Here is a 22,167-nt window from a genome sequence, read left to right on the forward strand (position 1 = left end):
TTGTGAAGGTTAATCAATTAAATTATAAGCAGGAATAGTGAGGAAGTCTGCCAATTCATCAGTGAGCACTAATTGGTCAAAAAGCTGCACAGCTTCTTCAAATCGGCCCTGGTCAAAAGTATCGGCACCAAGCATGTTCTTGATCTTCGTCAGTTCCTCTCGCTTCAGCTGATGGTATAGATCTGCCGTTATAGGCTGCCCATCTTCTGTACGGGCCTGGGTGTGAACCCATTGCCATAGTTGTGTTCGTGAGATTTCAGCTGTGGCAGCATCTTCCATCAGGTGATACAGGGCCGCAGCACCCTGACCTCTCAGCCAGCTCTCGATATATAAAATACCCACATTAATGTTCAGCCTCACGCCAGACTCTGTAATGGTACCTTTCGGAATTTCTAATAAATCCTTTTGTGAAGTATCCGCTTCATGGCGGGTGATGTGTATCTGATTTTTGGAAGGCATATGCTGGTCAAAGGCCTCTTCAGCTACCTTTACCAGGGCGGGGTGAGCTACCCAGGTGCCGTCGTGGCCATCTCTGGCCTCGCGAAGCTTATCCTGTCTCACTTTTTCTAGCGCTCGCTCATTGGCTTCGGGGTCATGACTGATCGGTATTTGAGCTGCCATACCACCCATGGCATGAAGGCCACGGCTATGGCAAGCTTGAATTACCGCATGGCTATAAGCTTTCATAAACGGAGTAGTCATGGTGATCTGTGCGCGATCTGGCATGATCATGCCGGGCTGTTTTTTCAACTTTTTAATGTATGAAAAGATGTAATCCCAGCGGCCACAGTTGAGTCCTGCACTATGATCTCTTAGCTCGAAAAGGATCTCATGCAGCTCAAAACTGGCGGTAATGGTTTCTATTAGCACGGTGGCTTTAATGGTACCTTTGGGTAAACCTAAATACTGCTGTGCAAATAAAAAGACCTGATTCCATAGCCTGGCTTCCAGGTGTGATTCCATTTTGGGTAAGTAGAAATACGGTCCGCTGCCTTTGGCTAGCAGGTTTTTAGCATTGTGAAAAAAATATAAACCAAAGTCCATTAAGCTGCCGCTCATTGGTTCACCATCCACTAATAGATGTTTCTCATTCAGATGCCAGCCTCGTGGTCGCACCATCAGCACAGCAGTTTGTTCGCCTAAAGCATAGTGCTTGTCCTTTGCTTGGTTGTAATAAGAAATATCTCCTTTTACTGCATCTCTTAAGTTGATCTGGCCTTCAATCAGATTGTCCCATGTTGGTGTGTTGCTGTCTTCAAAATCTGCCATGAAGGTTTTAGCACCGGAGTTCAAGGCATTGATCACCATTTTACGATCCACAGGACCTGTGATCTCTACTCTTCTGTCTAAAAGGTCCTTGGGTAACGGCGCTACCTGCCAGCTACCACTGCGAATGTGCTCGGTCTCAGGAAGGAAATTGGGCAACTGCCCCTGGTCAATCAGTCTTTGTCGATCAACTCTCTTTTTAAGTAAGTCTAACCGTGGTTGGTTGAATTGGCGATGGAGCTGAGTGAGAAAGGCTAGTGCTTCTTCGGTGAGAATTTCACCATAAGCGCCTTTTAACTCGCCTCTGATCTCCAATTCTTGATCAATAGATGGGTGTGCTAGATGTTGGCTCATATTCATAAGGTTTTAATGAAAAGATATATGAATATAGCGAAATTATTTCTTTAGCGAAATTTCGCTAAAAGAAATTTTACGATGATTTTACATATATTTGGTTTATGGTCACTAACAATTTCTCTATCAACCACATACTAGGCCTCAAAATCAGGGAGCTGAGGGCTCTGAAAAATCTTTCTTTTCAGGAGCTTTCTAACAAGACAGGTTTGTCCATCTCTTATTTAAGTGAGATAGAGAAAGGGAAGAAGTATCCAAAAGGTGATAAACTGATGGCTTTGGCCAATGCTTTTGAAGTGAGTTATGACGCATTGGTATCATTACAGGTGTCTAAAAAGCTACAGCCGGTCATTAATCTCTTAAATTCAGATTTCTTCAAAGAGTTTCCATTGGAAATCTTTGGCCTTGACCCTCAAAAAGTGGTGGAGCTATTATCTCAAGCTCCTGAAAAGGTGAATGCTTTTATTCATACGGTGATTAACATAGCGCGTAATTATGAAATGCGAGGGGAGCATTTTTACCTGGCTGCTTTACGTTCTTATCAGGAAATGCATGATAATTATTTTGAGGAGATAGAGCAGGCGGTGAAGTCATTGTCATCTGAGTTTCCACATCTGGCGCAGTTGCCTTTAAAGGCATCAGTAATTGAAAACGTTCTGAAAGAGCAATTTGGAATTACAGTGTCTCGTGATGAGCTATCCCAGGAACCCACCTTGCGTGACTTGCGGAGCTATTATGTGGAGGGCAAGTCGCGTTTGTTGCTCAATACAGGTCTCACCAGTTCGCAGGAAGGATTTTTATTGGCCAGAGAGCTGGCTTTTCACTGTCTGAAATTGAAGAAGAGGCCACTGGCCACACCGCCGTTGGGTGGAGAGGCTTTCGATGTAGTGTTGAATAACTATGAGGCTTCTTACTTTGCTGCAGCCCTAATCATGCCTGAAGACGTGCTGGTAGAAGATATATCAGCCGCTGCCCGACTTACCAAGTTAGATGATCAGATGCTGGTGAAGTTGCTGGAAAAATATAACGCTACACCTGAGATGCTCATGCAGCGTTTAACCAATTTATTGCCCCATCACTTTGGACTCAAAAACCTGTTCTTTTTGCGGTTTGTGGGTACCGACAACTTTAACCAATACGACCTGACCAAGGAACTGCATCTTTCACGTGCACATTCACCCCATGGTAACGGCCTGAATGAGCACTATTGCAGAAGATGGATCAGTATACGATTGATTAAACAGCTAAGAAGTAATAGTCAGCTCACAAATAGAGCAGGAATGCTATCAGGGGCTCAGATTTCCAGGTACTATGGCACTAATGATGAGTATTTGTGCCTTACACTGGCTTTTCCAAATGTTTCAAACCCAGCTGAAAGCATCAGTGTAACCATTGGCTTTTATATAGATGAGGGCCTAAAAAAGCGTATCCGTTTTATAGAAGATCCATCCATAAAGTCGCGTATAGTAAATACCACCTGCCAGCGCTGCGCCTGGACCGACTGCGAAGATCGCATAGCCCCACCAATTCAAGTAGAGAAGCAACGAGCTTTGAAGGAAACTAGTGAGGCGTTGGAGAGGGTAGGTAGTTTGAAGTGAGGTTGCTTTATTCTTTCTGAAGTTTCTATGGCCACAAACTATTCTTTATCGGAATCGATAATAATTTAGTGCCTATTTCAAGTATCTTAACCATAACTTGAAAAACTGAAATGAGCAAAAAGTTAAAAATTATAGGAATCTGTGGTAGCGCAAGCCAGAACTCCGGGAATTTGGCAATACTAAAGTTTATTTCAGAATGTATGAAAGCAGAATTTGATATTCAGCTAATTGATGATCTTGCTCAATTTCCTCACTTCAGAACTGAGCTGACCACTGAAAACACACCAGAGAAAATCAGCGAGTTCAGAAATGCTGTGCAAGAGGCTGATGGAATAATTATTTGTAGCCCCGAATACGTTTTTAGTATTCCGAGCGGACTGAAAAACGTTCTGGAATGGTGCGTATCTACCACTGTGTTTTCAGATAAACCAGTTGCTCTAATCACAGCATCTGCAAGTGGAGAAAAAGGTCATGAGGAGTTGCAATTAATTATGAAAACCATTCAGGCATCTTTCACCGAGGATAGCACACTATTAATTCAGGGCATCAAGGGTAAAATATCCAAAGAAGGGGAGATTTTAGACCAGCATACCAAGATTCAGTTACAGGATTTAGTTAAGTCATTTAATAATCTATTGCGTTAGTAATATATGCTATCTTGATGAAGAACGTCTGTTTGTATTGTTAGAGGTTAAAGTGTCTAGCTTGCCATTATATATTAAATTCAGTTCATGCGTGAATATGTCGAGTTTTTCTGAGACCATCTTTATGTGCTGTGCGTAAGCTTTTAATTCTTCTTCACTCATTCCTTGCTCATAATTTATCAGGTTAGATAAGCCAAGCAGGTTAGCCACTGGTGCTCTTAAAATATGCGAAATATCAAAAGCTATTTGTTCCAGAGCCTCTTCGTATGCCACATGATCCGTAATATCCTGATAAACACCATACCATACCACATCTCCATTTTTAAGTTTTTCAGGCTTAGCCTTTACCATAAACCATTTTATCTTTGTTTGATAAACCGTTCTATATTCAGCGTACCAGTTTTCAAGATTATTGTAGGACTTTTGTAATGATTCCTGCACCAGATTTCTATCATCAGGATGAATTAATTGAAAACCGAGTTCAGGATTGGCCATTAAGTCTGCTAAAGATATATTTTCGGGTAATATATAATCTCCTAAGCTCAAGAAATCATAAGAAATGGTATTGTCCTTTTTCTGCCTCAGTTGAAATATGGTAGATGGGATATTCTCGGTAAGTTTGAATAGCTTTTCGTTACTGGTGAAAAGATCCTTTTTTTGCTTCTTAATTATCCTTCTCGTATTAAGATAGTTCATTGCTTGCTCAGCCAGGATAACTAATGCATCTTCTTGATCTTTGTTGATTTGTTTAACTTTTCGGTCAATCACACAGAGTGTTCCGATAGCGTGTCCATTTTTTGTGATTAAAGGAGCACCAGCGTAAAAGCGGATAAAGGGATCGTTCGTAACTAATGGATTATTAGAAAACCTGGGGTCTTGTGTGGCATCTTCTACCACCATCACTTCATTTGGAGATTGAATGGCTAATGTGCAAAATGACTCTTCACGTTTAGTGCTATTAATGCTTAAGCCTATTTTTGCTTTAAACCACTGATTGTACTCGTCAATAATTGTGATAAGAGCTATCGGGGTATCGAAAATCAATGAGGCTATTTTAATTATTTTATCTAATTTCTCCTCAGGTTTCGTATATGATATTTTGTATCTATCAAGTTCTTTAAGCCGGTCTCTTTCGTTAGTAGTTAGCATTTTCTGAGAGGGAAGGTGTTGGTAACTATAGATAGTACAAATTTGAAATCAAATTGTTACTTAAAACTCGAGTTCAATCTTACATGCTATTCATGATTAATCAGGAGAAATCATCCGGGTTATTACTTGAAGAGATAACATGCAATTATTGGCATTTGTGTAATTTTGAAAATACCATCCGAAGTTAAAGAATTGGCCAAACCAGCAATGAGCACCACTGATTTAAGAAAATATTTAACATCTCACCTAAACATTGATGAAACCGAAATTTCCTCTTTATTAGAAAATTGCACCACCAAAAAAGTTAAAAGGGACCAATTTCTTCTACGTGAGGGAGAAATTTGCAAGCACACCTTTTTTGTGGAGAAAGGCCTTTTAAGGCAGTATTCTATTGATAAGAAGGGGAAGGAGCATCTAATAGGATTTGGTCCGGAAAACTGGTTTGTTACAGATCGGGAAAGCGTATATTTTAATCAACCTTCTGCTTATTACATACAAGCTTTAGAAGATAGTGAATTAGTGTTGGTAGATGAGTTGTTCGCTCAGTCACTTTCTGAGAAATTTCCTGTATTTACGGATTTTAACAACAGATTGCTGCATAATCATATTCGCCATTTGCAGCACCGTATTAATCTTCTGTTGGGGGCTTCTGCTGAAGATAGATACTTAAACTTTTTAGATACATATCCTGATATATTCTCGAGAGTGCCACAAACCATGGTAGCTTCGTATCTGGGTATCACACCTGAAAGTTTGAGTAGGGTGAGAAGGGAGCTTGCTCAGCGAAGCTCAGTGGAGTAGCTTCTTATCATACATCAATGCAGGGGCATGCTGTTCGGGTTAAATTTGAAGTAGAAATATTAAAAATATGAAATCAAGAACTGTAGAATTAGTAGTAAGCCCTAGTGAACCTCATTTTGTGGGTGATGGCTTCCGTGTACATAACTTTATTCCAAGTGGTTTCAGGCTAGATATGCAGCGAATGAATCCATTCATAATGTTAGATTATAACTCTACTTATCATTTCCCGCCCAGTAATAAGCCTAAAGGAGTGGGAGTACATCCGCACCGCGGTTTTGAAACTGTAACTATAGCATATAAGGGAAAGGTGGCTCATCATGATAGTAGTGGAGGTGGTGGGGTAATCGGAGAAGGTGATATTCAATGGATGACGGCGGCCCGCGGCGTTTTGCATAAAGAATATCATGAAGAGGAGTGGAGTAAGAAAGGTGGCGATTTTCAAATGGTGCAACTATGGGTAAACCTACCTCAAAAGCATAAAATGGATGCTCCGAAATATCAGGCTATAAAGTCAGAGAGTATTAACCAATATAAGTTGGAAAACGAACAGGGGGTTATAGAAGTAATTGCAGGAGAATATGAGGGTGTCAAAGGGGTGGCGTCTACTTTTAGTCCTATACATATGTTCAACGCCAGATTGAAAAAGGGTGCTCAGGGTAAATTCCATTTTCCAGCTAGCTACAATACTGCCTTGTTGGTGATTGAAGGAAGTATTCTGGTGAATGACACCGCAAAGGCACCCGCAGATCATTTAGTACTTATGGCTAATGACGGCGATTCTTTTGATATAGAGGCTACAGAAGAGGCTATTGTGTTGGTCTTAAGTGGTGAAAATTTAAATGAGCCTATTGCCGCCCACGGACCTTTTGTAATGAACACCAGGGCTGAATTACAAGAAGCATTTAATGACTTTAATAATGGTAAATTCGGATTATTAAAAGATTAAGATATGAACGTGTCAGATCAATTGCCTTCCTTAGATTATCAGGGAAACGAACAAAAGAAGATGACCTTACATCTGTTTTTACAGATCATAGGTAAGATCAGATTAAAGTCGACTCCCAGGAAAAATCACTGGTGGTTTATTACGCAATACATTTCCACAAAAGGTATTACTACAGGCCCTGTGCCTTATAATGATGGCTTAGATAGTTTTGATATTACTCTTAATGTGCATCGCCATCAGTTGGAAATAAGTACCAGCCAGGGCGAGTTTGAAAGCTTTTCATTAATTGGTACAAGCGTGGCGGATTTCCATGACCAACTTTATAACATTCTTAATAAGTTCAAGATTTCAGTCACTATTTTAGATAAGCCATTTGATTTGGGTATTCAAAAGCCTTTTGGGCAAATTAAGGAGTATTGCCATTATGATCGTAACTATACAAGAAGTCTTTGGCGAATACTACTTTGGGTCGCTGACGTATTTCAAGAGTTCAGCGGTAGGTTTTACGGTAAAACCTGTCCTGTACACCTTTATTGGCATTCTATGGATTTGGCGGTTACACGCTTCTCGGGTAACAGGGCACCTGCTATGCCCAAAGAAGCTCGTATATCTGATAAAGATGCTTATTCGCACGAATGTATAAGTTTTGGTTTTTGGGCGGGTGATGAAAATGTGAAGGAACCAGCATTTTACTCGTACACCTATCCTTCACCCGATGGATTAAATAAGGAGCCATTAGTACCTTCCTCCGCTGCGTGGGTTGATAATAATGGAAGTCCAATGGCATTGTTGACATATGATAATCTGTTGAAAGCTGAAGATCTGCGCGGCACTTTACTTGATTTCATGGAGTCGGCATATACAGCTGGAGCTAAAAAAGCTCAGTGGAGCATCAGTTCATTGGAAGTACCTCAATTGCAACAACTTTAACCAATTAGTAATATGGAATCTAAAGAGTATCATAATGGTGAAATAACCATTGTCTGGAAAGCGCATAAATGTATTCATTCAGGCGTGTGTGTAAAAACCCTTCCTCAGGTTTATAATCCGGAAGAAAGACCCTGGATTAAGCCTGAAAATGCAGCTTCTGCCGATATAATTAAGCAAGTGTCGAATTGCCCTTCTGGCGCCTTGAGTATTAAACAAGATAATGACCAATGATCAAAATAGATAGAGAAGATAATGGAAAAAAAGGGCGCTTTGTCATTTATGAAAACGGTGAATTTGCAGGGGAAATGACCTATGTATGGGCCGGACCAATAAAGTTTATCATTGATCATACAGGCGTAGAAGAGAAATTTGGAGGCCAGGGTTTGGGTGAAAAATTGGTGATGGAAGCTGTGGAATATGCCCGAAGTAATGATTTGAAAATTAAACCACTGTGTCCTTTCGCTAAAAAGGTTTTTGATAGGCATTCAGAACTTGAGGATATCAGGTTCTAATTAATTGAGTAGTATTCGGGAGCCTTAAGTGATATGAAATGTCATTTAAAAAGTCTAAATTAATTAATGTATGAATTTGACTTATGGTTATGATTTATTGAATATATCTTAGAATATTATATTCATGTTTCAAACCAATTAAGAACAAACTGTGTCATTAATCATAAAGGCTTTATTATGAAAACAAAATTAACTCTCTTGATTTGCGCAATGGCTGTCTTATTTTCATGTAATGAAGAGGAGATAGAAAAATCAGTTTATTCAAATGAAAGTTTCTCTATTGAACTTCCCTCGAACTGGGAGTTTAGTGAATTACAAGGCTATGATTCATATGTTGGTGAATTTAAGATCAGTAATAGCCAAACTATAGGAATGGATTTAGGACTTTATTCCTATGACCTGCCGGTAGATGAGCAAACGCATGATATTTCATACAAGTTGATTGACAGCAGGGAAGCCAAAATTGTTCATCCAAAGAATTTTGAAGATGGTACCACAGGTGTTTATTTTGCTGATCTTGACGGGCAAGGTACAAGACTGGAATTAAGCGGAAGCAATTTATCAGAATCTAATCAACGCCTCTTCCTTAAAGCAATTGAGACTATTGAGTTTAAGTAGGTTTCTAAAATGATTATTTTAATGGCAGCGGAGAAGCAACTTTATTTTAGTCTATAAAATGAGTGAAGCATCAGTATTGATGATGATCGCATTAGGATTTCATATAATTCTATGGGTATCATATAAGTTATTAAGACGGCTTATAGTGTATATTCCGGTTTTATTGTTCACATTGGGTATGGCCATCTTTGGATATTTCAATATAGATAATCCAGCTTTTCAAATGGCTAAAGCATCAGCTGCTAATTTTCTTTTCTCCCCTTTAATATTCATTATCCTGTTTAGAATGGAAAGGTTTTTGTTCTTGAAGATTTTCAAAAATGAACCTTTATTATCTGGATATATGCAAAGAAGTTGGGACCAAGGTGAGTACCGAAGGCTTCACTTTGGAGATGTTATATTTACAATTTCTTGTTTGTTGATTCCAATGGTAGTTCCATTATTTTTCGGAAACGGAATAGAATGATATTTGTGAGTACAGATAGGCCTATCAACGAAAAATTCATGAACATGAAGAAGTCTAAATAAAATAGCGAGCATTATTATTGGGGTGATTGCTGGAGTGGGTGGCATTTGGTAAAATCTCAAGCTTTATTGCATAGATTTCTCCTGACGTCGAAATGACATTGAAATGTTGTGACTTACAATAGCTCTGATCATCACGCCTTCGTAGGTGTCCTACCTACGAAACTGCTGCATGTTCTTTTTTCTATTCCATTTTGAGCGAATGTTTTGCTTAAACAGTGTATATTGATCACGCAGAATATCAAGTTTAATAAATTATGAATGGGAAATTGGTGAGGTTTCTTCGTGTTGCAATAGGATTGGCCTTGCTCCTTTATGTTTTTATATCTGGCTATTCGCATGACCATCAGAAGGTCTTTGTAGTGGCTTACCTGCTGCTATTTGCAATCGTGGACTTGATCTTTTTTAGAAAGAACATGCGGAGCCAAAATCTGGTTAAGGTAACTTCCTATGATTGGATATTCATCATTTTATTCATACCAATGTCAATCCTCTGGCTGGCATCTGATCAGATCAATGGTTGGATCACTCTGGCAATGGTAATTGTGGTTTTAGTTGCTGCTATAAACCTGTATACGTCCATTAATGTGGTCTATCGAATTGATAGTGAAGGTATATGGGATCTAAGTAAAAATAAGAAAATTCTAAAGGCATCCATGATAACGAATGTTAAGTATTTAGAAAACGAAATTTCAATAGATACAACCAGATATATAAATCATTTTGAAATAAAACATAGCAGACTTAAATCGCCGAGTTGGGAAGAATTAATTGAACGAATTAAGGATATAGAAAAACAGACTTTATTACCAGCTAAGGAGGAGTGAGGTCTCTATAACTCTCTTCTTGGAGATGTCATCTAAATGCTACTGATCTCATTACACTGCTTTTTCAGCTCAAATACATGGATTTCTCCTGACGTCGAAATGACATGATTTAGAATAGCTCTGATCATCACGCCTTCGTAGTTGTCCCCACCTACGAAACTGCTATCCTGGATACTCATCGATTCCTGTAAGCGGATAAAATTTGTTCTTTATCAGCTTGAGAAAGACCAAATTTTGAACTGTTATTAACGGGTAGAGGGCTGGAGCAATCCAAATAAAGTACTCGGCATATTAAGTATTCACCAATACTCAAAGTTTCACCCAAACAACCGGATTGAAACTCTACGGCATATGTGTTTTCACTGATTGCACTTAAAATTAGATCAGCCTTATTATTGAGATCTCTTTTACGGAGAAGCCCCTCGTAAGCAATAGCTCTAATATTCCCGTTAGGATAGGTGGTTAGTTTTTTAAGCTCACTAATATGTGCAGTTTTCATTATCCAGTACCGTCTTTCTACTTCATTTGTAGTAGAAATACCATCACCACCAATACCGCTTGTCATGGGGGCTGATACTGCCACCATTACAGAATCTTTAATGCTGTTGTGTATACCTGCCCAATTAAAAGTCCATTTTTCCTCATAACTAGATGCTAAGAAAAATGAGGTGCCTGTTATTAATATGGCAGATAAGGTCATGGTGGATAGACTTTTTATCTGATATTTTTGATACTTTGTTTTCATGCACTTTATTTCAACCGATCAACTCAATAAGTATTTTTTGATTAAAAGTCACAGTGAAAAACGTTAAAATAGAATTCATCACGCCTTCGCAGGTGTCCCCACCTAAGAAACTGCTAGTTATTCCAAGTGGCCTTTTACTGTTCTAACCAACCTTTTATTATTGAATTTCCACCTTTCCACTTACCCTGTATATGAATTTCAGTGCGAATCAATTAGATTGATGTTTAATAAATTATATCGAATCTTTATTTAATTGTAGGTTTCAGATTTTGAGACATCTGTCCAGCCCTAACCATAAATTAAAATGAGCGAACTACCATTTGAATACTGGAACAAGCTTACCAGTCAGTTCATTTTGATATCCGTTTTTTTAGGCGGATTTTCAATAGCCCTTACGGCCAACTTAATCATAAGCCAAACCAATGATAAGCTCCATAATATTATCTTAAAGGTGGCCACCACATCCTCTGGAGGATTTCTTGTTACTGTTTTTGCTATGACCAACATTCTTATGGCTACCACGGAAGGTTATCCGCTAGAGGTAACACAAGACGATTTAAATACTCCAAGGATCATCGGTATTCTGGGGTATTTAGTAGGGGTGTTCTCGCTATTCGCTATCATTGGTTTATCTGGCTGGACAAAGTCGAGGGGTACAGGTATTTTCACCACGGTAGTCAGTGTAATAACTCTGGTTCTTTTTTTGGTTTTAGTTTCTAGTTAAAATGAGGGGCTAAGATGATTACTCCACCCAACCTAATCCTCGTTTCCAACAAGATTTGCAGAGATTGGCATTTGTAATGCCAGACATCTCCACTCTAATTATGAAATCTTTTCAATATACTTTAGCTTCCATTCTATATTTACGTATACCACTAAGTATTTAAATCAACCAGATTGAAAATTATAGAAGCTCAGAAAAATGGTTTTACCATTTCTACAGATAAGGATAAATTGGATATAGAAGCTATTCATCAATTCCTGGCTCACGAGGCCGATTGGAGTAGGGGCATTCCTCTGGACACTTTGAAAACCTCCATAGATAACTCACTAACTTTTGGCGTTTATGATAATGGAAGGCAGATAGGGTTTGCCAGGATCATTTCGGATTATGCCACTATTGCGTATCTCGGAGACGTTTATGTTTTGCAGGAGTACAGAGGCCAGGGCCTTAGCAAATGGTTAATGAAGGAAATAATGGCTCATCCTCAGCTTCAGGGGTTACGGCGGTGGATTCTACTCACAGATACTGCTGAGTGGCTCTATAAGAAGTTTGGCTTTGTAACGGTGCCACGGCCGGAGCTTTATATGGAGAAGCATAACGCTACAGTCTATAAGAGCTAGATGCTTTCAATCATTACTTAAAACTTTATGAATCAACTAATTGAAGATGCTAAAGCGCTTGATGCTTTACTTAATGCCACTAAAAATCAAGGTCTGGATTACCTTACTAATATAAATGATCGATCTACCTCGGTGTCTGTAACTGCTGCTGAAAATGGTGTGCTGGCGGAGGCAGGAGTGGGTGCAAAAGAAGCCTTAAACTTGTTTAATCAGCGGTTTGAGCCTATAATGGTGGCCTCATCCGGCCCCAGGTTTTGGGGTTTTGTTACCGGTGGTTCCACGCCTGCTTCTATTGTGGGCGATTGGCTGGCTACCGTGTATGATCAAAATACTCAGGGTGTAACCGGGCATGGAGATGTTTCAGCCAATATAGAAGTAGAAACCATCAGTCTATTATTAGATCTTTTTGGTCTACCGAAATCTTTTCTGGGTGGGTTCGTTACCGGCGCCACTATGTCTAATTTCACTTGTCTGGCTGTTGCACGACAGTGGCTGGGAAAATGTTATAACAAGGACTTCGCAAAAGAGGGTATCACTGAAAAGATCAATGTGCTCAGTGCTACACCTCATTCATCAGCTATAAAATCACTCTCTTTGCTGGGCATAGGTAGTGGCAATGTGATAAAAGTGAATGCCATGGATGATAGAGAAGCAATATCTATCACAGATCTGGAGCAGCAAATTGAGAAATTAAATGGGCAGCCCTTCATCCTGATAAGCAGTGGCGGCACGGTAAATACTGTTGATTTTGATGATTTTACAGCAATTAAACAGCTAAAACAGAAATATAACTTCTGGTGGCACATTGATGCTGCTTTTGGTGGTTTTGCTGCTTGTTCCACTGATTATGCACATTTGCTTAAAGATTGGGAATACGCAGATAGCATTACCATTGATAATCATAAATGGCTTAATGTGCCCTATGAAAGTGCTGTGTTTTTGGTAAAGGAAGAGCATAAAGTATTGCAAACGGAAACCTTTCAAAACTCAAATGCGCCTTATCTTGGCGATCCAATGGAGAATTTTAGCTATCTCAACTTCTTGCCTGAAAATTCCAGAAGATTAAAAGCACTGCCTGCATGGTTCACCCTTACAGCCTATGGTAAGGAAGGTTATAGAGCCATCGTAGATAATTGCATTACATTGGCTCATTACTTTCAGGAAAAGCTAGAGAATAGCGATCAGTTTATGATGTTGGCACCCGTTATTTTGAATAACCTTTGTTTTACCATAAAAGATGATAATCAGGATGTTAGCACGTTTTTAGCTGATCTCAACAAATCAGGTAAAGTATTTATGACTCCCACTTTTTATAATGGAAGGAAAGGCATAAGAGCCTCTTTTGTAAATTGGCGTACGACCACTGCGGATGTAGATTTGGTATTCGATGTAATGGTTAATTTGTTGGCAAGATGATTTGAGGCATCCTTGGCTCCATAATATATAGCTCAAAGCACTCCAGCGATTATGGAGTGCTTTTTTGTTTTAGATGCAATAGATCCAATGATTAAAGGTGTGAATTTAGCAAGTAATAACTTGCGTATTGATTAGCAAGTATTATCTTGCGTATAAATTAGATTGAGATGAGAAGAGATGTATTTCAGGCCATAGCAGACCCTACCAGGAGAGATATTTTAATGTCGCTTACCAAAGAAACTAAGAACATTAATTCCTTAGCCGATCAGTTTGATATGACCAGACAGGCGGTATCGTTACATGTAAAGTACCTGCAGGAGTGTGGGGTTATAACCATAGAGAAGGAAGGGAGAGAGCGGTACTGTAAACTGGAAACTAAGTCGTTGGCCCAGGTAGAAAGGTGGTTAGATCCTTTCAGGAAGCTTTGGGAGGAACGATTAGACAAGCTAGATAACTTTATACGCAAAATACAAAGTAAAGAAAACCCCTAAAACATGGATGATATTAGTAAAAGGTCTTTAAAAATGACCAGAAAATATAATGCTTCGGCAGAGCTGTTATGGAAGGTGCTCATCACACCAGAATACATCGGCGAATGGTGGGGACCTCATGGTTTTACCAATACCATTCATAAAATGGATGTGCGTGAGGGCGGCAAATGGGAGTTTATCATGCATGGACCTGACGGTACTGATTATGAGAATGAATATGTTTATTCTACCATTATTCCTTTCAAAAAAATAGTGCTAGATCACTTAAAAACCCCAAAGTTCAGTATTGTGATATCTATTCATGAAGAGGGAGAACAGACCACTGTAGAATGGTGCAACATATTTGATTCTATACCCACTAAAGAAGAGGCCGTACGAGCTTTTAAAGCAGATGTAGGACTTGAGCAGAACCTACAAAGATTAGCTGATCATTTAAATAAACCTGAAAAAGTATAACCATGAGCAAAATTATATTCGATAGTGGAATATCTCTTGATGGATATTTCGCGGGTGACAACAGAGGCCCTCAAAACCCTATGGGCGGTGTTTCTGGTCAAATTCATCAATGGATGTTTAAACAGAAAGCCTTTTGGAAGCATCTGAAAATGGACGGAGGTCAAGAGCAGGGTGAGGATGGTAAACTGATTGATGCTGTGTTTGCACGTACAGGAGCTTACATTATGGGCAAGCGGATGTTTGAAGAAGGGGAGGTGAGCTGGCCCGAAGATTTATATCAGGCCGATGTCTTTGTGCTTACCCATGAGAAAAGGGAGCCATGGATTCAAAAAGGAACCACTGCGTTTTATTTCATCAACGACGGTATTCATAGTGCTCTCGAAAAGGCCAAAAAATCAGCCAATGGCAAGGATATAAGAATACAAGGCGGCGCCAACACCATTCAGCAGTTTTTAAATGCAGGTCTTATAGATGAGTTCTTTATCCATGTAGCCCCGGTATTTTTAGGTAGTGGAATCCGCCTGTTCGACGGCATAGATAAAGACAAATTCGATCTCCAAATCATGGAAGTACTTACTTCTGATTTAACTACCCATTTGAGGTATAAGCTGAGTAAAAAGTAGTGTGGCTGTTGGATTGAGGTAGCATCTATATTAAGTTTACTATTAAATGAAATATGTTTTTATCCTTTTGACATGCTGTCTTTCTTCTTCGATAGTGTGCGCTCAAGATAGCACAGTCTATTATCAAGAAAATGCGATTTCTTTCAATAATGAATATATTTTCTATTCTGATAATACCTTCAAGCACTATTATTACACAGATGATGGGCAAGTGTGGTACGGTAAAGGAGCATATTTTGATAGAAGGAAAAGTAGGATATTGAAATTTGAAGAACCTGATTCGACCTTTAGCCCAGAACAAGTGAAAGTTCATTATGAGTCAGGCTTTAAACGCAAACTAAAGTGGAAAAGCACCATTTTGTTGTCAGAAGATTATTATAACACGACGAATAAGGGGCAAATTACTTTGGTGGAGTTTAATGAAGAGTAGTTTCTAACGAGAGATAGAATGTTAATAATTATTGGAGGTATATCAATTTTGATATTGGCATTTTCTGTGGTGATAATGGTGATGTCTATTTGGGTAAAATCCTTGAAATTTGGCTGCTATGGCTTAATTTTTATGTTATTAAGCTTCTATGTAACCTCTCAAATCTTGCCCATACAGCATGCGATAACATACTCAGAAATGATATTGGAAAACGCTGTAAGCGATGACTTAGTCATTAAGGAAAATGTTAATGAGGCACAAAGTCAGCTTTATATCTGGGCTCTCATGGCCCTAGTAATATTATTCTTCCAGGTATTGTTAATTTTATCGGCCAAAAGAAGGAAGAGGAAGCTCCCAGATGGTTATAGTTAATCTTAATGATTAATTATGAAAAATAGTATACTAAGGGGGCATATTTAGAAATATGTAGTTAGCTTAATTTATGGTTGACTGCTAACTTAATTTACTTATGTGTGTATTACATGTCACATGCGGGAAAACGCTCATTAAGCCATTCTTGGATGCCACTGAGATGCCGATTTATCAGTTTCATGAAAGAGGAGATACGATAAAAATAGGATTAAACAAAAATGAACTGTACGAAGATTCAGGGTTTTCATGTGAAATTAGTGACAGAAATTGGAATGATTTTGAAGGACAAATTGATGATCTAAAACAATTTCTGCATAATTATCATTCTGATTTAGTTTTATTGAAAACTCATTACGAGATAAAAACCTGGATCGTTGATCTCCCTTATTTTTTAAGGTTAAATGGTGAATTCTTTTCTCAATCCGATTACTTGGACCCTGAGATAATGAAATTATTATCTGCCCTTGATATTGGATTAGAACTTAGTCTTTACCCGCCTGAGAACTGATTTAAGATCAAATACAGATCTCATCAACATCCAACACCAAAATCACCTCATGAAAAAATTACTATGCATACTACTCTTAACCATTTCATATCAATCTTTTGCAGGGTGGTATCAGTGTTATACGTATGAAGGGAAATTGGCGGGAATGAACGTTCATTTCTACCTTCAATTAAGGGAAATTAACTCCAAGAGCCCTGATTCAATTATGGTGTCTGGCGTATACAAATATGATAAGCACAACACGCCTATTTCACTTAGTGGTTATCTGGTTAATAAAAAACATCTATCTCTTTCTGAGCTGTCAGGTGATAACGAAGTCACCGCAACACTTTCATTAGAATGGTCTGATAATAAGTTAATTAATGGCACCTGGACTGGAAATAACAGTAAGAGGTTTAATATCAGTCTCAATCAGATCGGTCAGTTAATAGATACTAATCCGAAGGGTATAAATCCCGCAACAGAAATAATGATGGGTTCTAGTTTCAAAAATGAATATCTGGTGGGTGTTTATGATAAATTACAAATAGACAACAGGGCTAAGATGCTTGAATTGAGAATCATTGATAAAAAGACCAATGAATTAAAATATAGCATCGATTTTAGAGACCATGGTATGCCTGTGGGCAACGTCATGACCGTAATATTTGCCAATGCCTATGTGAGTGAATCCGCTGATGGTCAATCAAAAAGCATTGAAATGATGCAGGACGATGGCCGAATGGGCACAGAGTTTTATTTAAATTATGATGCGGCTTCTGATAGCTGGGTAGTGGAGGAGTAGGAATGTTGGTTGTCTATTTTTGAAACAACTTACCTATCAACATCAACCAATTTAAAGTTTTGGGTGTCTTATTCATGGAAATAAATGCTAACATTATTAACTCCATGCATCATGAAAAAAGAGAAATTATTTTACATTTTGACACTACTGCCATTCTTAGGATGTAATGACACGAATATTGGCTTAGAAGCTCCTAAGTGCCTTGAAGGCAGAATTGAAACATTTAATCAGTCGTCACACTGTGATGATAGCAGCGTGCAAGAATTTATGTTTCAGGGGAAAAAGGTCTATGTTTTTGATCCCGGTACTTGTGGTAATGACATGCAATCAGCAGTTTATGATGCAAATTGTAACAGCCTGGGAGCGCTAGGAGGTTTTGCCGGAGAGACCTCAATAAACGGAGTAGATTTCCCCTCAAATTCTGAATATATTAGAACGGTTTGGGAGAAGTAGGATTTAATGGCTTAATTTGACAAATCCTACAGACGTTCATGCATAAACTAAAACTCTTTATAATTTCTTTCTTGCTTCTATTCTTAAGTTTCAACCTTATTGCTCAGCAACTATCAGAAAAAGAAATGATAGGGTTTGGTTGTTGGTTTTCAGGTCGGCAAACCAAACAGGTTGAGCGCGGTTTTCAATTGCTCTCAAATAATAACTTAAATCAACTCAGAAAAAATCTCAGAAAGCCTAATTCCGCTGGGCAGTTTTTTGCGATAATTGCACTCACCAAGCTGGATAGTGCCGGAACTATCAGTTTAAGTTCTGGCGAACTCGAGCAAATAGCCAACATTCGTAATTCCACAAAGAAAGTTTCATTTTGCTCAGGCTGTACAGGTTTTTATGAATCGACCTTATCTGATGCATTGGACAAAAATAGCGTGATATACAAAGATTCAAACTTTTGGATCAGTCGGAAGCTTAAGGAATTGAATTATTGTCGGGAGTAATGTCCGTACTATGATTTTTTTAATCATTCAAAATCATAGCCCACAAAAAATCATTCAAATCACAGTTACCCTTCTTTCTTTTCGCATTTATTTATAACTATGCATTAGAATAATTCACTAAACCATTTCATACCTACTTACCATTACCTAACTCCTTGCTTCACGCTCCAGAACATATCGGCAGGCTGATTAAGGCCGGAGATGAGAAGGCCTTTGAGCATCTTTTCAGGGCTAACTATGCAGGTATGTGTGGTTATGCCATGAAATATCTGGAGGAGAAGGAGCAGGCGGAAGAGGTGGTGCAAGATGTGTTTATGCACTTTTGGGATAAAAGAACGGCCCTGGAAGTCAGTGGTTCTTTGGAGGCTTATCTGTTTAGGTCGGTACGAAATGCTTGTTTGAATAAGCTCAAGCATGCCAGGGTGCGTTTACAATATGCTGCTGCTCAGGAGCATGAGGAGAAATATAAGGAAGGCCAAATGGTAGATGGTGTAGTGGAGCTGGAACTTCAGGAGAAAATAGAGGAGTGCATCGGTCAGTTGCCACCAGAGCGACAAAAGATATTTTTGCTTAGCAGAGAAGAAGGACTGAAGTACAGGGAAATAGCCGATCAGCTAAAGATTTCTGTAAAAACGGTGGAAGCCCAAATGGGTAAGGCACTAAAATTTTTAAAGGAAAATTTACAGGAATATCTGCCTGTAATATTGTCTCTGGCCTATTTCAAGGTCATTGGCTGGCTGGTGTTTTTAAAAGATTTGTTTAACGAGTAAGGGTAGATGGAGTTTGGGGTGTCATTATATAAATGGATTAAATGAAGCATGAAGAGGAACATATAGATTATGAGCTGATTTCCAAGTATTTGGCAGGTGAAGCTGATGCCGGGGAAGAGGTGCAGTTACAGGCCTGGATGGATGCTTCGGAGCAAAACCAAAAGGATTTTGCCGATATGGAATTGCTTTGGAAGCATACTGGTCGTGTGATCCCTCATGAAAAAGCTGATGTGGATGTCGATGCCGCCTGGAGTACTTTTAAGCAAAAGGCGGATCAAAAGAAAAGTGTGGCACCTAAGGCAAAGGTTAGACCTATGTATTACCTGGCCCGAGTGGCCGCAGTGCTCATTTTTGGAGCAGTGGTTTACCTCGCATACAGAGCTTTAAATACTGAAGTTCAGGTGGTTAACTCCGAATTGCAGGCAACAACCGAAGCTGTTAATGATTCATTGCCAGATGGCTCTCTCATCAGCTTAAATGTTAACTCTACCTTGACTTATCCTGAAAACTTTACTGGCAATCAGAGGCCGGTGGAGCTGGAAGGAGAGGCCTTTTTCAAAGTAGCTCCTGATAAGCAGAAGCCCTTCATTATCAAAGCAGAGCAGCTCACTGTTACCGTGGTGGGCACCGCCTTTTATGTAAATGCTTATGACAGCCTCGGCGCCATTACAGTAGGGGTGGAAGAAGGAATAGTGAAAGTGGCCGCTAACGGTGAGGAATTTACACTTACTAAAGGGCAGCATATTGAGTTCAATAAAGAGGCATCAGATTTTAAAGCCGTAGATCATTATAATGCGAATAAAATATTTTGGAAAACTGGCAACCTTACCTTCCAGAACGAGTCATTGAAGCAGGTTTTTCAGGCTATCGAAGAAGCGTATCATGTTTCAGTTCAGGTTGAAAATCCGGAAATATTAAATTGTAAGCTTACAGCCAAATTCCAAGATCAGCCTGTGGATAGCATTTTTGATATCATCAATACCAATTTTAACCTTAACTCTGAAAACCGACAGGGAAAATTTCATATTTCCGGTCAGGGTTGCCAATAGCTATGCTTAGGTATATTTTGCTCTTTATTTTCTGCTATGTCACTTTTACTGCGTTGGCTCAGGATGATCTGCTGAGAAGGAGGGTGAGTGTAAATATCAATGACCAGCCGCTGGAAAGCACTTTGATGGCGCTGAGCAATAATGCCAACTTCACGTTCTCTTACGATGCCACCATTTTCAATGAAACCCCGGCGGTAACTTTATCGGCAGAAGATGAATCTGTAAAACAGGCTTTGGAGCAAATACTACCAAAAAATGTGGCTTACAAAGTCAGTGGCAATCATTTGATCTTATTGAGAAAGCTCCAAGAACCTCAAAATGAGAAGTTTACGGTCTCCGGAAATGTATTTGACGCCAATACAGGGAAACCATTGACCAATGTGATGGTGTATGAGGTCAGTAGCCTGGTCTCTTCCATGACTGATGCAAGCGGTGCGTTCAAAATGTCGGTGCCGGTTCAGTATGATCAGTTTGGTATCTCATTTAACCAAAATACCATTCGTGATACGGTCATTGTAATACCTCCAAAAGACCACCACTTATCCATTTCATTGTCGCCCATGAAGGCGGCCAGGCCGGTGGAAAACATTGATATTGTGGCTGCTAAGCCTGCTGTTGAGTCGTTGAATCTGGTGCAAAAACTAGTGTCTGATGAATCATTAGTGCGTACTAAAAATGCAGATATTGTATTGCATAAAAAGGCCCAGATTTCGGTATGGCCCAGCGTGGGTACCAATTTAAAAATGGGCGGCCTCATGCAAAATTCCTATTCACTAAACTTATTTATTGGTTATGCCAATGGAGTCGATGCCTTCGAATTAGGAGGTCTTTTTAACATTAATAGAAAGCATGTAAACGGTGTGCAGATAGGAGGCCTCGGAAACATTACCGGTGGGGAAACGCAGGCCGTGCAGATTTCAGGAGTGTTTAATCATAATAAGGCCGCTGTGCATGGTTTTCAGTTAGGGGGAGTATATAATTTTGTTGCAGACTCTCTTACCGGAGTACAGATAGGTGGCGTAAGTAATAATGTGCTGGACCAGATGAATGGCTGGCAGATATCCGGGGTCAGTAATTTGGTGACGCACAGAGGAAAGGGCGGACAGATTTCAGGGGTTTCTAACTTCGTCAAAGAAGAAATGTCAGGTATCCAGATATCCGGGGTGCTGAACAGGGGTAAAGATATAGAAGGTTTGCAGCTATCAGGCGTGGCCAATTGGGCCAAAGGTGAAATTAGTGGCGTGCAGATCACAGGGGTACTCAATGTAGCGGAAAGCTTTAAAACCTGCCAGATTTCAACGGTGGCCAATTGGGCTTCAGAACCATCTTCAGGTATGCAGATAGGTGCAGTGCTGAACTATGCGCAAGACATTAAAGGCGTGCAGGTGGCCTCAGTGCTGAACGTTGCCAGAAATGTGCAAGGTGCACAAATAGGATTGATCAATATTGCTGATTCCACCTCCGGAGTTCCCATTGGCCTGGTGAGCATAGTGAAAAAGGGAGGAATAAGGCCTTTCGAAGTATTTACCAATGAAATAACTGCATTCAATATCGGTTTCCGAACCGGTGTGAGAAAATTCTATAATATATTCACCGCCGGTTATGGCAGTTTCACTGGAGACACACGCTGGACTATGGGTTATGGCATGGGCACAGAACGAAAAATATCAGAAAAGGCCTTTGTAAATATTGATTACACGTCTAACTGGGTAAATGAAGGAAAGGATTTTATAGAAGACCTTAGCATTCTCAATCGACTGGACGTGACCTTTGGTTATGGAAAATTAAAAGGCTTAAAAATAATTGCCGGCCCGTCTTTCAACCTATGGCTTTCAGAAAATAAGGATCCGGAAAGCGGTCAGTTTCTAACAAACCTGGCGCCTTATACGATAACAGAAAGTGTTAAAAGCACTACGCTCATGCAATTTTGGATTGGAGGAAAACTTGCTGTAAGGCTTTGATTTAGAGTGTATTAATCTCTTGTTAAATTGCCTCTTAAATTTTTTTTCATATTTTTTTTAAAGTAGAGTAAGGGTAGATCGATTCATGGTTGTGATCA

Annotated in this window: 29 protein-coding genes; 25 read left to right on the forward strand and 4 right to left on the reverse strand. The window is 39.4% G+C overall.

Going from position 1 to position 22,167, the window contains the following annotated elements; genetic code table 11:
- Nucleotides 1-9 precede the first annotated feature (9 nt).
- Entirely contained in the window at nt 10-1,620 is a 1,611-nt protein-coding gene (aceB, locus tag LVD16_RS13540; RefSeq protein ID WP_233774482.1) for a malate synthase A, read from the reverse strand.
- A 104-nt stretch (nt 1,621-1,724) separates the two neighbouring features.
- Here aceB and LVD16_RS13545 point away from each other — a divergent pair, with 104 nt between their 5' ends.
- Both LVD16_RS13545 and LVD16_RS13550 read left to right on the forward strand, forming a co-directional pair.
- Nucleotides 1,725-3,218: a helix-turn-helix domain-containing protein gene (locus tag LVD16_RS13545; RefSeq protein WP_233774483.1), complete on the forward strand. Its 1,494-nt coding sequence runs from the start codon at nt 1,725-1,727 to the stop codon at nt 3,216-3,218.
- A 110-nt stretch (nt 3,219-3,328) separates the two neighbouring features.
- Nucleotides 3,329-3,862 (forward strand): NADPH-dependent FMN reductase, encoded by a 534-nt coding sequence (locus tag LVD16_RS13550; protein WP_233774484.1) that lies wholly within the window; start codon nt 3,329-3,331, stop codon nt 3,860-3,862.
- Between the two features lie 9 nt (nt 3,863-3,871).
- Here the strand turns inward: LVD16_RS13550 and LVD16_RS13555 are convergent, their stop codons facing one another.
- A complete protein-coding gene (locus LVD16_RS13555) occupies nt 3,872-5,011 on the reverse strand; it encodes a GAF domain-containing protein (protein WP_233774485.1) in 1,140 nt (379 codons plus the stop codon).
- A 165-nt stretch (nt 5,012-5,176) separates the two neighbouring features.
- On the opposite strand from LVD16_RS13555, the gene LVD16_RS13560 reads away from it, so the two are divergent.
- The 8 genes from LVD16_RS13560 (at nt 5,177) to LVD16_RS13595 (ending at nt 10,170) form a co-directional block, all read left to right on the forward strand.
- The gene (locus LVD16_RS13560; RefSeq protein ID WP_233774486.1) at nt 5,177-5,812 is read left to right on the forward strand and encodes a Crp/Fnr family transcriptional regulator; all 636 of its coding nucleotides are present in this window, start codon (nt 5,177-5,179) and stop codon (nt 5,810-5,812) included.
- Between the two features lie 67 nt (nt 5,813-5,879).
- On the forward strand, nt 5,880-6,758 hold the full coding sequence (locus tag LVD16_RS13565; RefSeq protein ID WP_233774487.1) for a pirin family protein: 879 nt from the start codon (nt 5,880-5,882) through the stop codon (nt 6,756-6,758).
- 3 nt (nt 6,759-6,761) lie between these two features.
- Nucleotides 6,762-7,688, forward strand: a complete 927-nt coding sequence (locus LVD16_RS13570; RefSeq protein ID WP_233774488.1) for a DUF5996 family protein — start codon at nt 6,762-6,764, stop codon at nt 7,686-7,688.
- A gap of 12 nt (nt 7,689-7,700) precedes the next feature.
- Complete coding sequence (locus LVD16_RS13575) at nt 7,701-7,919, forward strand: (4Fe-4S)-binding protein (protein ID WP_233774489.1); 219 nt, start codon at nt 7,701-7,703, stop codon at nt 7,917-7,919.
- Nucleotides 7,916-8,200, forward strand: coding sequence for a GNAT family N-acetyltransferase (locus LVD16_RS13580; RefSeq protein WP_233774490.1), 285 nt, complete (start codon nt 7,916-7,918; stop codon nt 8,198-8,200). Before LVD16_RS13575 ends, LVD16_RS13580 begins: the two co-directional genes overlap by 4 nt.
- Before the next feature lie 177 nt (nt 8,201-8,377).
- Nucleotides 8,378-8,818: a hypothetical protein gene (locus tag LVD16_RS13585; protein ID WP_233774491.1), complete on the forward strand. Its 441-nt coding sequence runs from the start codon at nt 8,378-8,380 to the stop codon at nt 8,816-8,818.
- A gap of 58 nt (nt 8,819-8,876) precedes the next feature.
- A complete protein-coding gene (locus tag LVD16_RS13590) occupies nt 8,877-9,284 on the forward strand; it encodes a hypothetical protein (RefSeq protein ID WP_233774492.1) in 408 nt (135 codons plus the stop codon).
- A 316-nt stretch (nt 9,285-9,600) separates the two neighbouring features.
- On the forward strand, nt 9,601-10,170 hold the full coding sequence (locus LVD16_RS13595) for a hypothetical protein (protein WP_233774493.1): 570 nt from the start codon (nt 9,601-9,603) through the stop codon (nt 10,168-10,170).
- Between the two features lie 32 nt (nt 10,171-10,202).
- Here LVD16_RS13595 and LVD16_RS13600 read toward each other — a convergent pair whose 3' ends face one another.
- Entirely contained in the window at nt 10,203-10,349 is a 147-nt protein-coding gene (locus LVD16_RS13600; RefSeq protein ID WP_233774494.1) for a hypothetical protein, read from the reverse strand.
- The gene (locus LVD16_RS13605) at nt 10,346-10,915 is read right to left on the reverse strand and encodes a hypothetical protein (protein ID WP_233774495.1); all 570 of its coding nucleotides are present in this window, start codon (nt 10,913-10,915) and stop codon (nt 10,346-10,348) included. Before LVD16_RS13605 ends, LVD16_RS13600 begins: the two co-directional genes overlap by 4 nt.
- A gap of 304 nt (nt 10,916-11,219) precedes the next feature.
- Between LVD16_RS13605 and LVD16_RS13610 the strand changes: the two genes are divergently transcribed.
- From LVD16_RS13610 to LVD16_RS13680, 15 genes are all read left to right on the forward strand, one after another.
- Nucleotides 11,220-11,639 (forward strand): hypothetical protein, encoded by a 420-nt coding sequence (locus LVD16_RS13610; RefSeq protein ID WP_233774496.1) that lies wholly within the window; start codon nt 11,220-11,222, stop codon nt 11,637-11,639.
- A 173-nt stretch (nt 11,640-11,812) separates the two neighbouring features.
- Complete coding sequence (locus LVD16_RS13615; RefSeq protein WP_233774497.1) at nt 11,813-12,259, forward strand: GNAT family N-acetyltransferase; 447 nt, start codon at nt 11,813-11,815, stop codon at nt 12,257-12,259.
- A gap of 27 nt (nt 12,260-12,286) precedes the next feature.
- A complete protein-coding gene (locus LVD16_RS13620) occupies nt 12,287-13,675 on the forward strand; it encodes a pyridoxal phosphate-dependent decarboxylase family protein (protein WP_233774498.1) in 1,389 nt (462 codons plus the stop codon).
- Nucleotides 13,676-13,842: 167 nt separating this feature from the next.
- Nucleotides 13,843-14,166, forward strand: a complete 324-nt coding sequence (locus LVD16_RS13625) for an ArsR/SmtB family transcription factor (RefSeq protein WP_233774499.1) — start codon at nt 13,843-13,845, stop codon at nt 14,164-14,166.
- 3 nt (nt 14,167-14,169) lie between these two features.
- Nucleotides 14,170-14,622 carry an SRPBCC domain-containing protein gene (locus LVD16_RS13630; RefSeq protein WP_233774500.1) on the forward strand — a complete coding sequence of 151 codons (453 nt, stop codon included), beginning with the start codon at nt 14,170-14,172 and terminating at the stop codon, nt 14,620-14,622.
- 2 nt (nt 14,623-14,624) lie between these two features.
- The gene (locus LVD16_RS13635) at nt 14,625-15,245 is read left to right on the forward strand and encodes a dihydrofolate reductase family protein (RefSeq protein ID WP_233774501.1); all 621 of its coding nucleotides are present in this window, start codon (nt 14,625-14,627) and stop codon (nt 15,243-15,245) included.
- A gap of 46 nt (nt 15,246-15,291) precedes the next feature.
- The gene (locus LVD16_RS13640) at nt 15,292-15,675 is read left to right on the forward strand and encodes a hypothetical protein (protein ID WP_233774502.1); all 384 of its coding nucleotides are present in this window, start codon (nt 15,292-15,294) and stop codon (nt 15,673-15,675) included.
- An 18-nt stretch (nt 15,676-15,693) separates the two neighbouring features.
- Nucleotides 15,694-16,047, forward strand: a complete 354-nt coding sequence (locus LVD16_RS13645) for a hypothetical protein (RefSeq protein WP_233774503.1) — start codon at nt 15,694-15,696, stop codon at nt 16,045-16,047.
- Between the two features lie 97 nt (nt 16,048-16,144).
- Entirely contained in the window at nt 16,145-16,555 is a 411-nt protein-coding gene (locus LVD16_RS13650; RefSeq protein WP_233774504.1) for a hypothetical protein, read from the forward strand.
- 49 nt (nt 16,556-16,604) lie between these two features.
- Nucleotides 16,605-17,339 carry a hypothetical protein gene (locus LVD16_RS13655; RefSeq protein WP_233774505.1) on the forward strand — a complete coding sequence of 245 codons (735 nt, stop codon included), beginning with the start codon at nt 16,605-16,607 and terminating at the stop codon, nt 17,337-17,339.
- 111 nt (nt 17,340-17,450) lie between these two features.
- Complete coding sequence (locus LVD16_RS13660; protein WP_233774506.1) at nt 17,451-17,792, forward strand: DUF6970 domain-containing protein; 342 nt, start codon at nt 17,451-17,453, stop codon at nt 17,790-17,792.
- A 38-nt stretch (nt 17,793-17,830) separates the two neighbouring features.
- On the forward strand, nt 17,831-18,289 hold the full coding sequence (locus tag LVD16_RS13665; RefSeq protein WP_233774507.1) for a hypothetical protein: 459 nt from the start codon (nt 17,831-17,833) through the stop codon (nt 18,287-18,289).
- Nucleotides 18,290-18,444: 155 nt separating this feature from the next.
- The gene (locus LVD16_RS13670) at nt 18,445-19,059 is read left to right on the forward strand and encodes an RNA polymerase sigma-70 factor (protein ID WP_233774508.1); all 615 of its coding nucleotides are present in this window, start codon (nt 18,445-18,447) and stop codon (nt 19,057-19,059) included.
- A gap of 41 nt (nt 19,060-19,100) precedes the next feature.
- Entirely contained in the window at nt 19,101-20,108 is a 1,008-nt protein-coding gene (locus tag LVD16_RS13675; protein WP_233774509.1) for a FecR family protein, read from the forward strand.
- Nucleotides 20,109-20,110: 2 nt separating this feature from the next.
- Nucleotides 20,111-22,069, forward strand: coding sequence for an STN and carboxypeptidase regulatory-like domain-containing protein (locus LVD16_RS13680; RefSeq protein ID WP_233774510.1), 1,959 nt, complete (start codon nt 20,111-20,113; stop codon nt 22,067-22,069).
- Nucleotides 22,070-22,167 lie beyond the last annotated feature (98 nt).

This window comes from Fulvivirga ligni (genome assembly GCF_021389935.1).
Taxonomy (GTDB): domain Bacteria; phylum Bacteroidota; class Bacteroidia; order Cytophagales; family Cyclobacteriaceae; genus Fulvivirga; species Fulvivirga ligni.

Coding starts and splice junctions, on each gene's coding strand:
- aceB (WP_233774482.1), bottom strand. CDS start 1,620: ATGAGCCAACATCTAGCACACCCATCTATTGATCAAGAATTGGAGATC.
- LVD16_RS13545 (WP_233774483.1), top strand. CDS start 1,725: ATGGTCACTAACAATTTCTCTATCAACCACATACTAGGCCTCAAAATC.
- LVD16_RS13550 (WP_233774484.1), top strand. CDS start 3,329: ATGAGCAAAAAGTTAAAAATTATAGGAATCTGTGGTAGCGCAAGCCAG.
- LVD16_RS13555 (WP_233774485.1), bottom strand. CDS start 5,011: ATGCTAACTACTAACGAAAGAGACCGGCTTAAAGAACTTGATAGATAC.
- LVD16_RS13565 (WP_233774487.1), top strand. CDS start 5,880: ATGAAATCAAGAACTGTAGAATTAGTAGTAAGCCCTAGTGAACCTCAT.
- LVD16_RS13570 (WP_233774488.1), top strand. CDS start 6,762: ATGAACGTGTCAGATCAATTGCCTTCCTTAGATTATCAGGGAAACGAA.
- LVD16_RS13575 (WP_233774489.1), top strand. CDS start 7,701: ATGGAATCTAAAGAGTATCATAATGGTGAAATAACCATTGTCTGGAAA.
- LVD16_RS13580 (WP_233774490.1), top strand. CDS start 7,916: ATGATCAAAATAGATAGAGAAGATAATGGAAAAAAAGGGCGCTTTGTC.
- LVD16_RS13585 (WP_233774491.1), top strand. CDS start 8,378: ATGAAAACAAAATTAACTCTCTTGATTTGCGCAATGGCTGTCTTATTT.
- LVD16_RS13590 (WP_233774492.1), top strand. CDS start 8,877: ATGAGTGAAGCATCAGTATTGATGATGATCGCATTAGGATTTCATATA.
- LVD16_RS13595 (WP_233774493.1), top strand. CDS start 9,601: ATGAATGGGAAATTGGTGAGGTTTCTTCGTGTTGCAATAGGATTGGCC.
- LVD16_RS13600 (WP_233774494.1), bottom strand. CDS start 10,349: ATGAGTATCCAGGATAGCAGTTTCGTAGGTGGGGACAACTACGAAGGC.
- LVD16_RS13605 (WP_233774495.1), bottom strand. CDS start 10,915: ATGAAAACAAAGTATCAAAAATATCAGATAAAAAGTCTATCCACCATG.
- LVD16_RS13610 (WP_233774496.1), top strand. CDS start 11,220: ATGAGCGAACTACCATTTGAATACTGGAACAAGCTTACCAGTCAGTTC.
- LVD16_RS13620 (WP_233774498.1), top strand. CDS start 12,287: ATGAATCAACTAATTGAAGATGCTAAAGCGCTTGATGCTTTACTTAAT.
- LVD16_RS13625 (WP_233774499.1), top strand. CDS start 13,843: ATGAGAAGAGATGTATTTCAGGCCATAGCAGACCCTACCAGGAGAGAT.
- LVD16_RS13630 (WP_233774500.1), top strand. CDS start 14,170: ATGGATGATATTAGTAAAAGGTCTTTAAAAATGACCAGAAAATATAAT.
- LVD16_RS13635 (WP_233774501.1), top strand. CDS start 14,625: ATGAGCAAAATTATATTCGATAGTGGAATATCTCTTGATGGATATTTC.
- LVD16_RS13640 (WP_233774502.1), top strand. CDS start 15,292: ATGAAATATGTTTTTATCCTTTTGACATGCTGTCTTTCTTCTTCGATA.
- LVD16_RS13645 (WP_233774503.1), top strand. CDS start 15,694: ATGTTAATAATTATTGGAGGTATATCAATTTTGATATTGGCATTTTCT.
- LVD16_RS13650 (WP_233774504.1), top strand. CDS start 16,145: ATGTGTGTATTACATGTCACATGCGGGAAAACGCTCATTAAGCCATTC.
- LVD16_RS13655 (WP_233774505.1), top strand. CDS start 16,605: ATGAAAAAATTACTATGCATACTACTCTTAACCATTTCATATCAATCT.
- LVD16_RS13660 (WP_233774506.1), top strand. CDS start 17,451: ATGAAAAAAGAGAAATTATTTTACATTTTGACACTACTGCCATTCTTA.
- LVD16_RS13665 (WP_233774507.1), top strand. CDS start 17,831: ATGCATAAACTAAAACTCTTTATAATTTCTTTCTTGCTTCTATTCTTA.
- LVD16_RS13675 (WP_233774509.1), top strand. CDS start 19,101: ATGAAGCATGAAGAGGAACATATAGATTATGAGCTGATTTCCAAGTAT.
- LVD16_RS13680 (WP_233774510.1), top strand. CDS start 20,111: ATGCTTAGGTATATTTTGCTCTTTATTTTCTGCTATGTCACTTTTACT.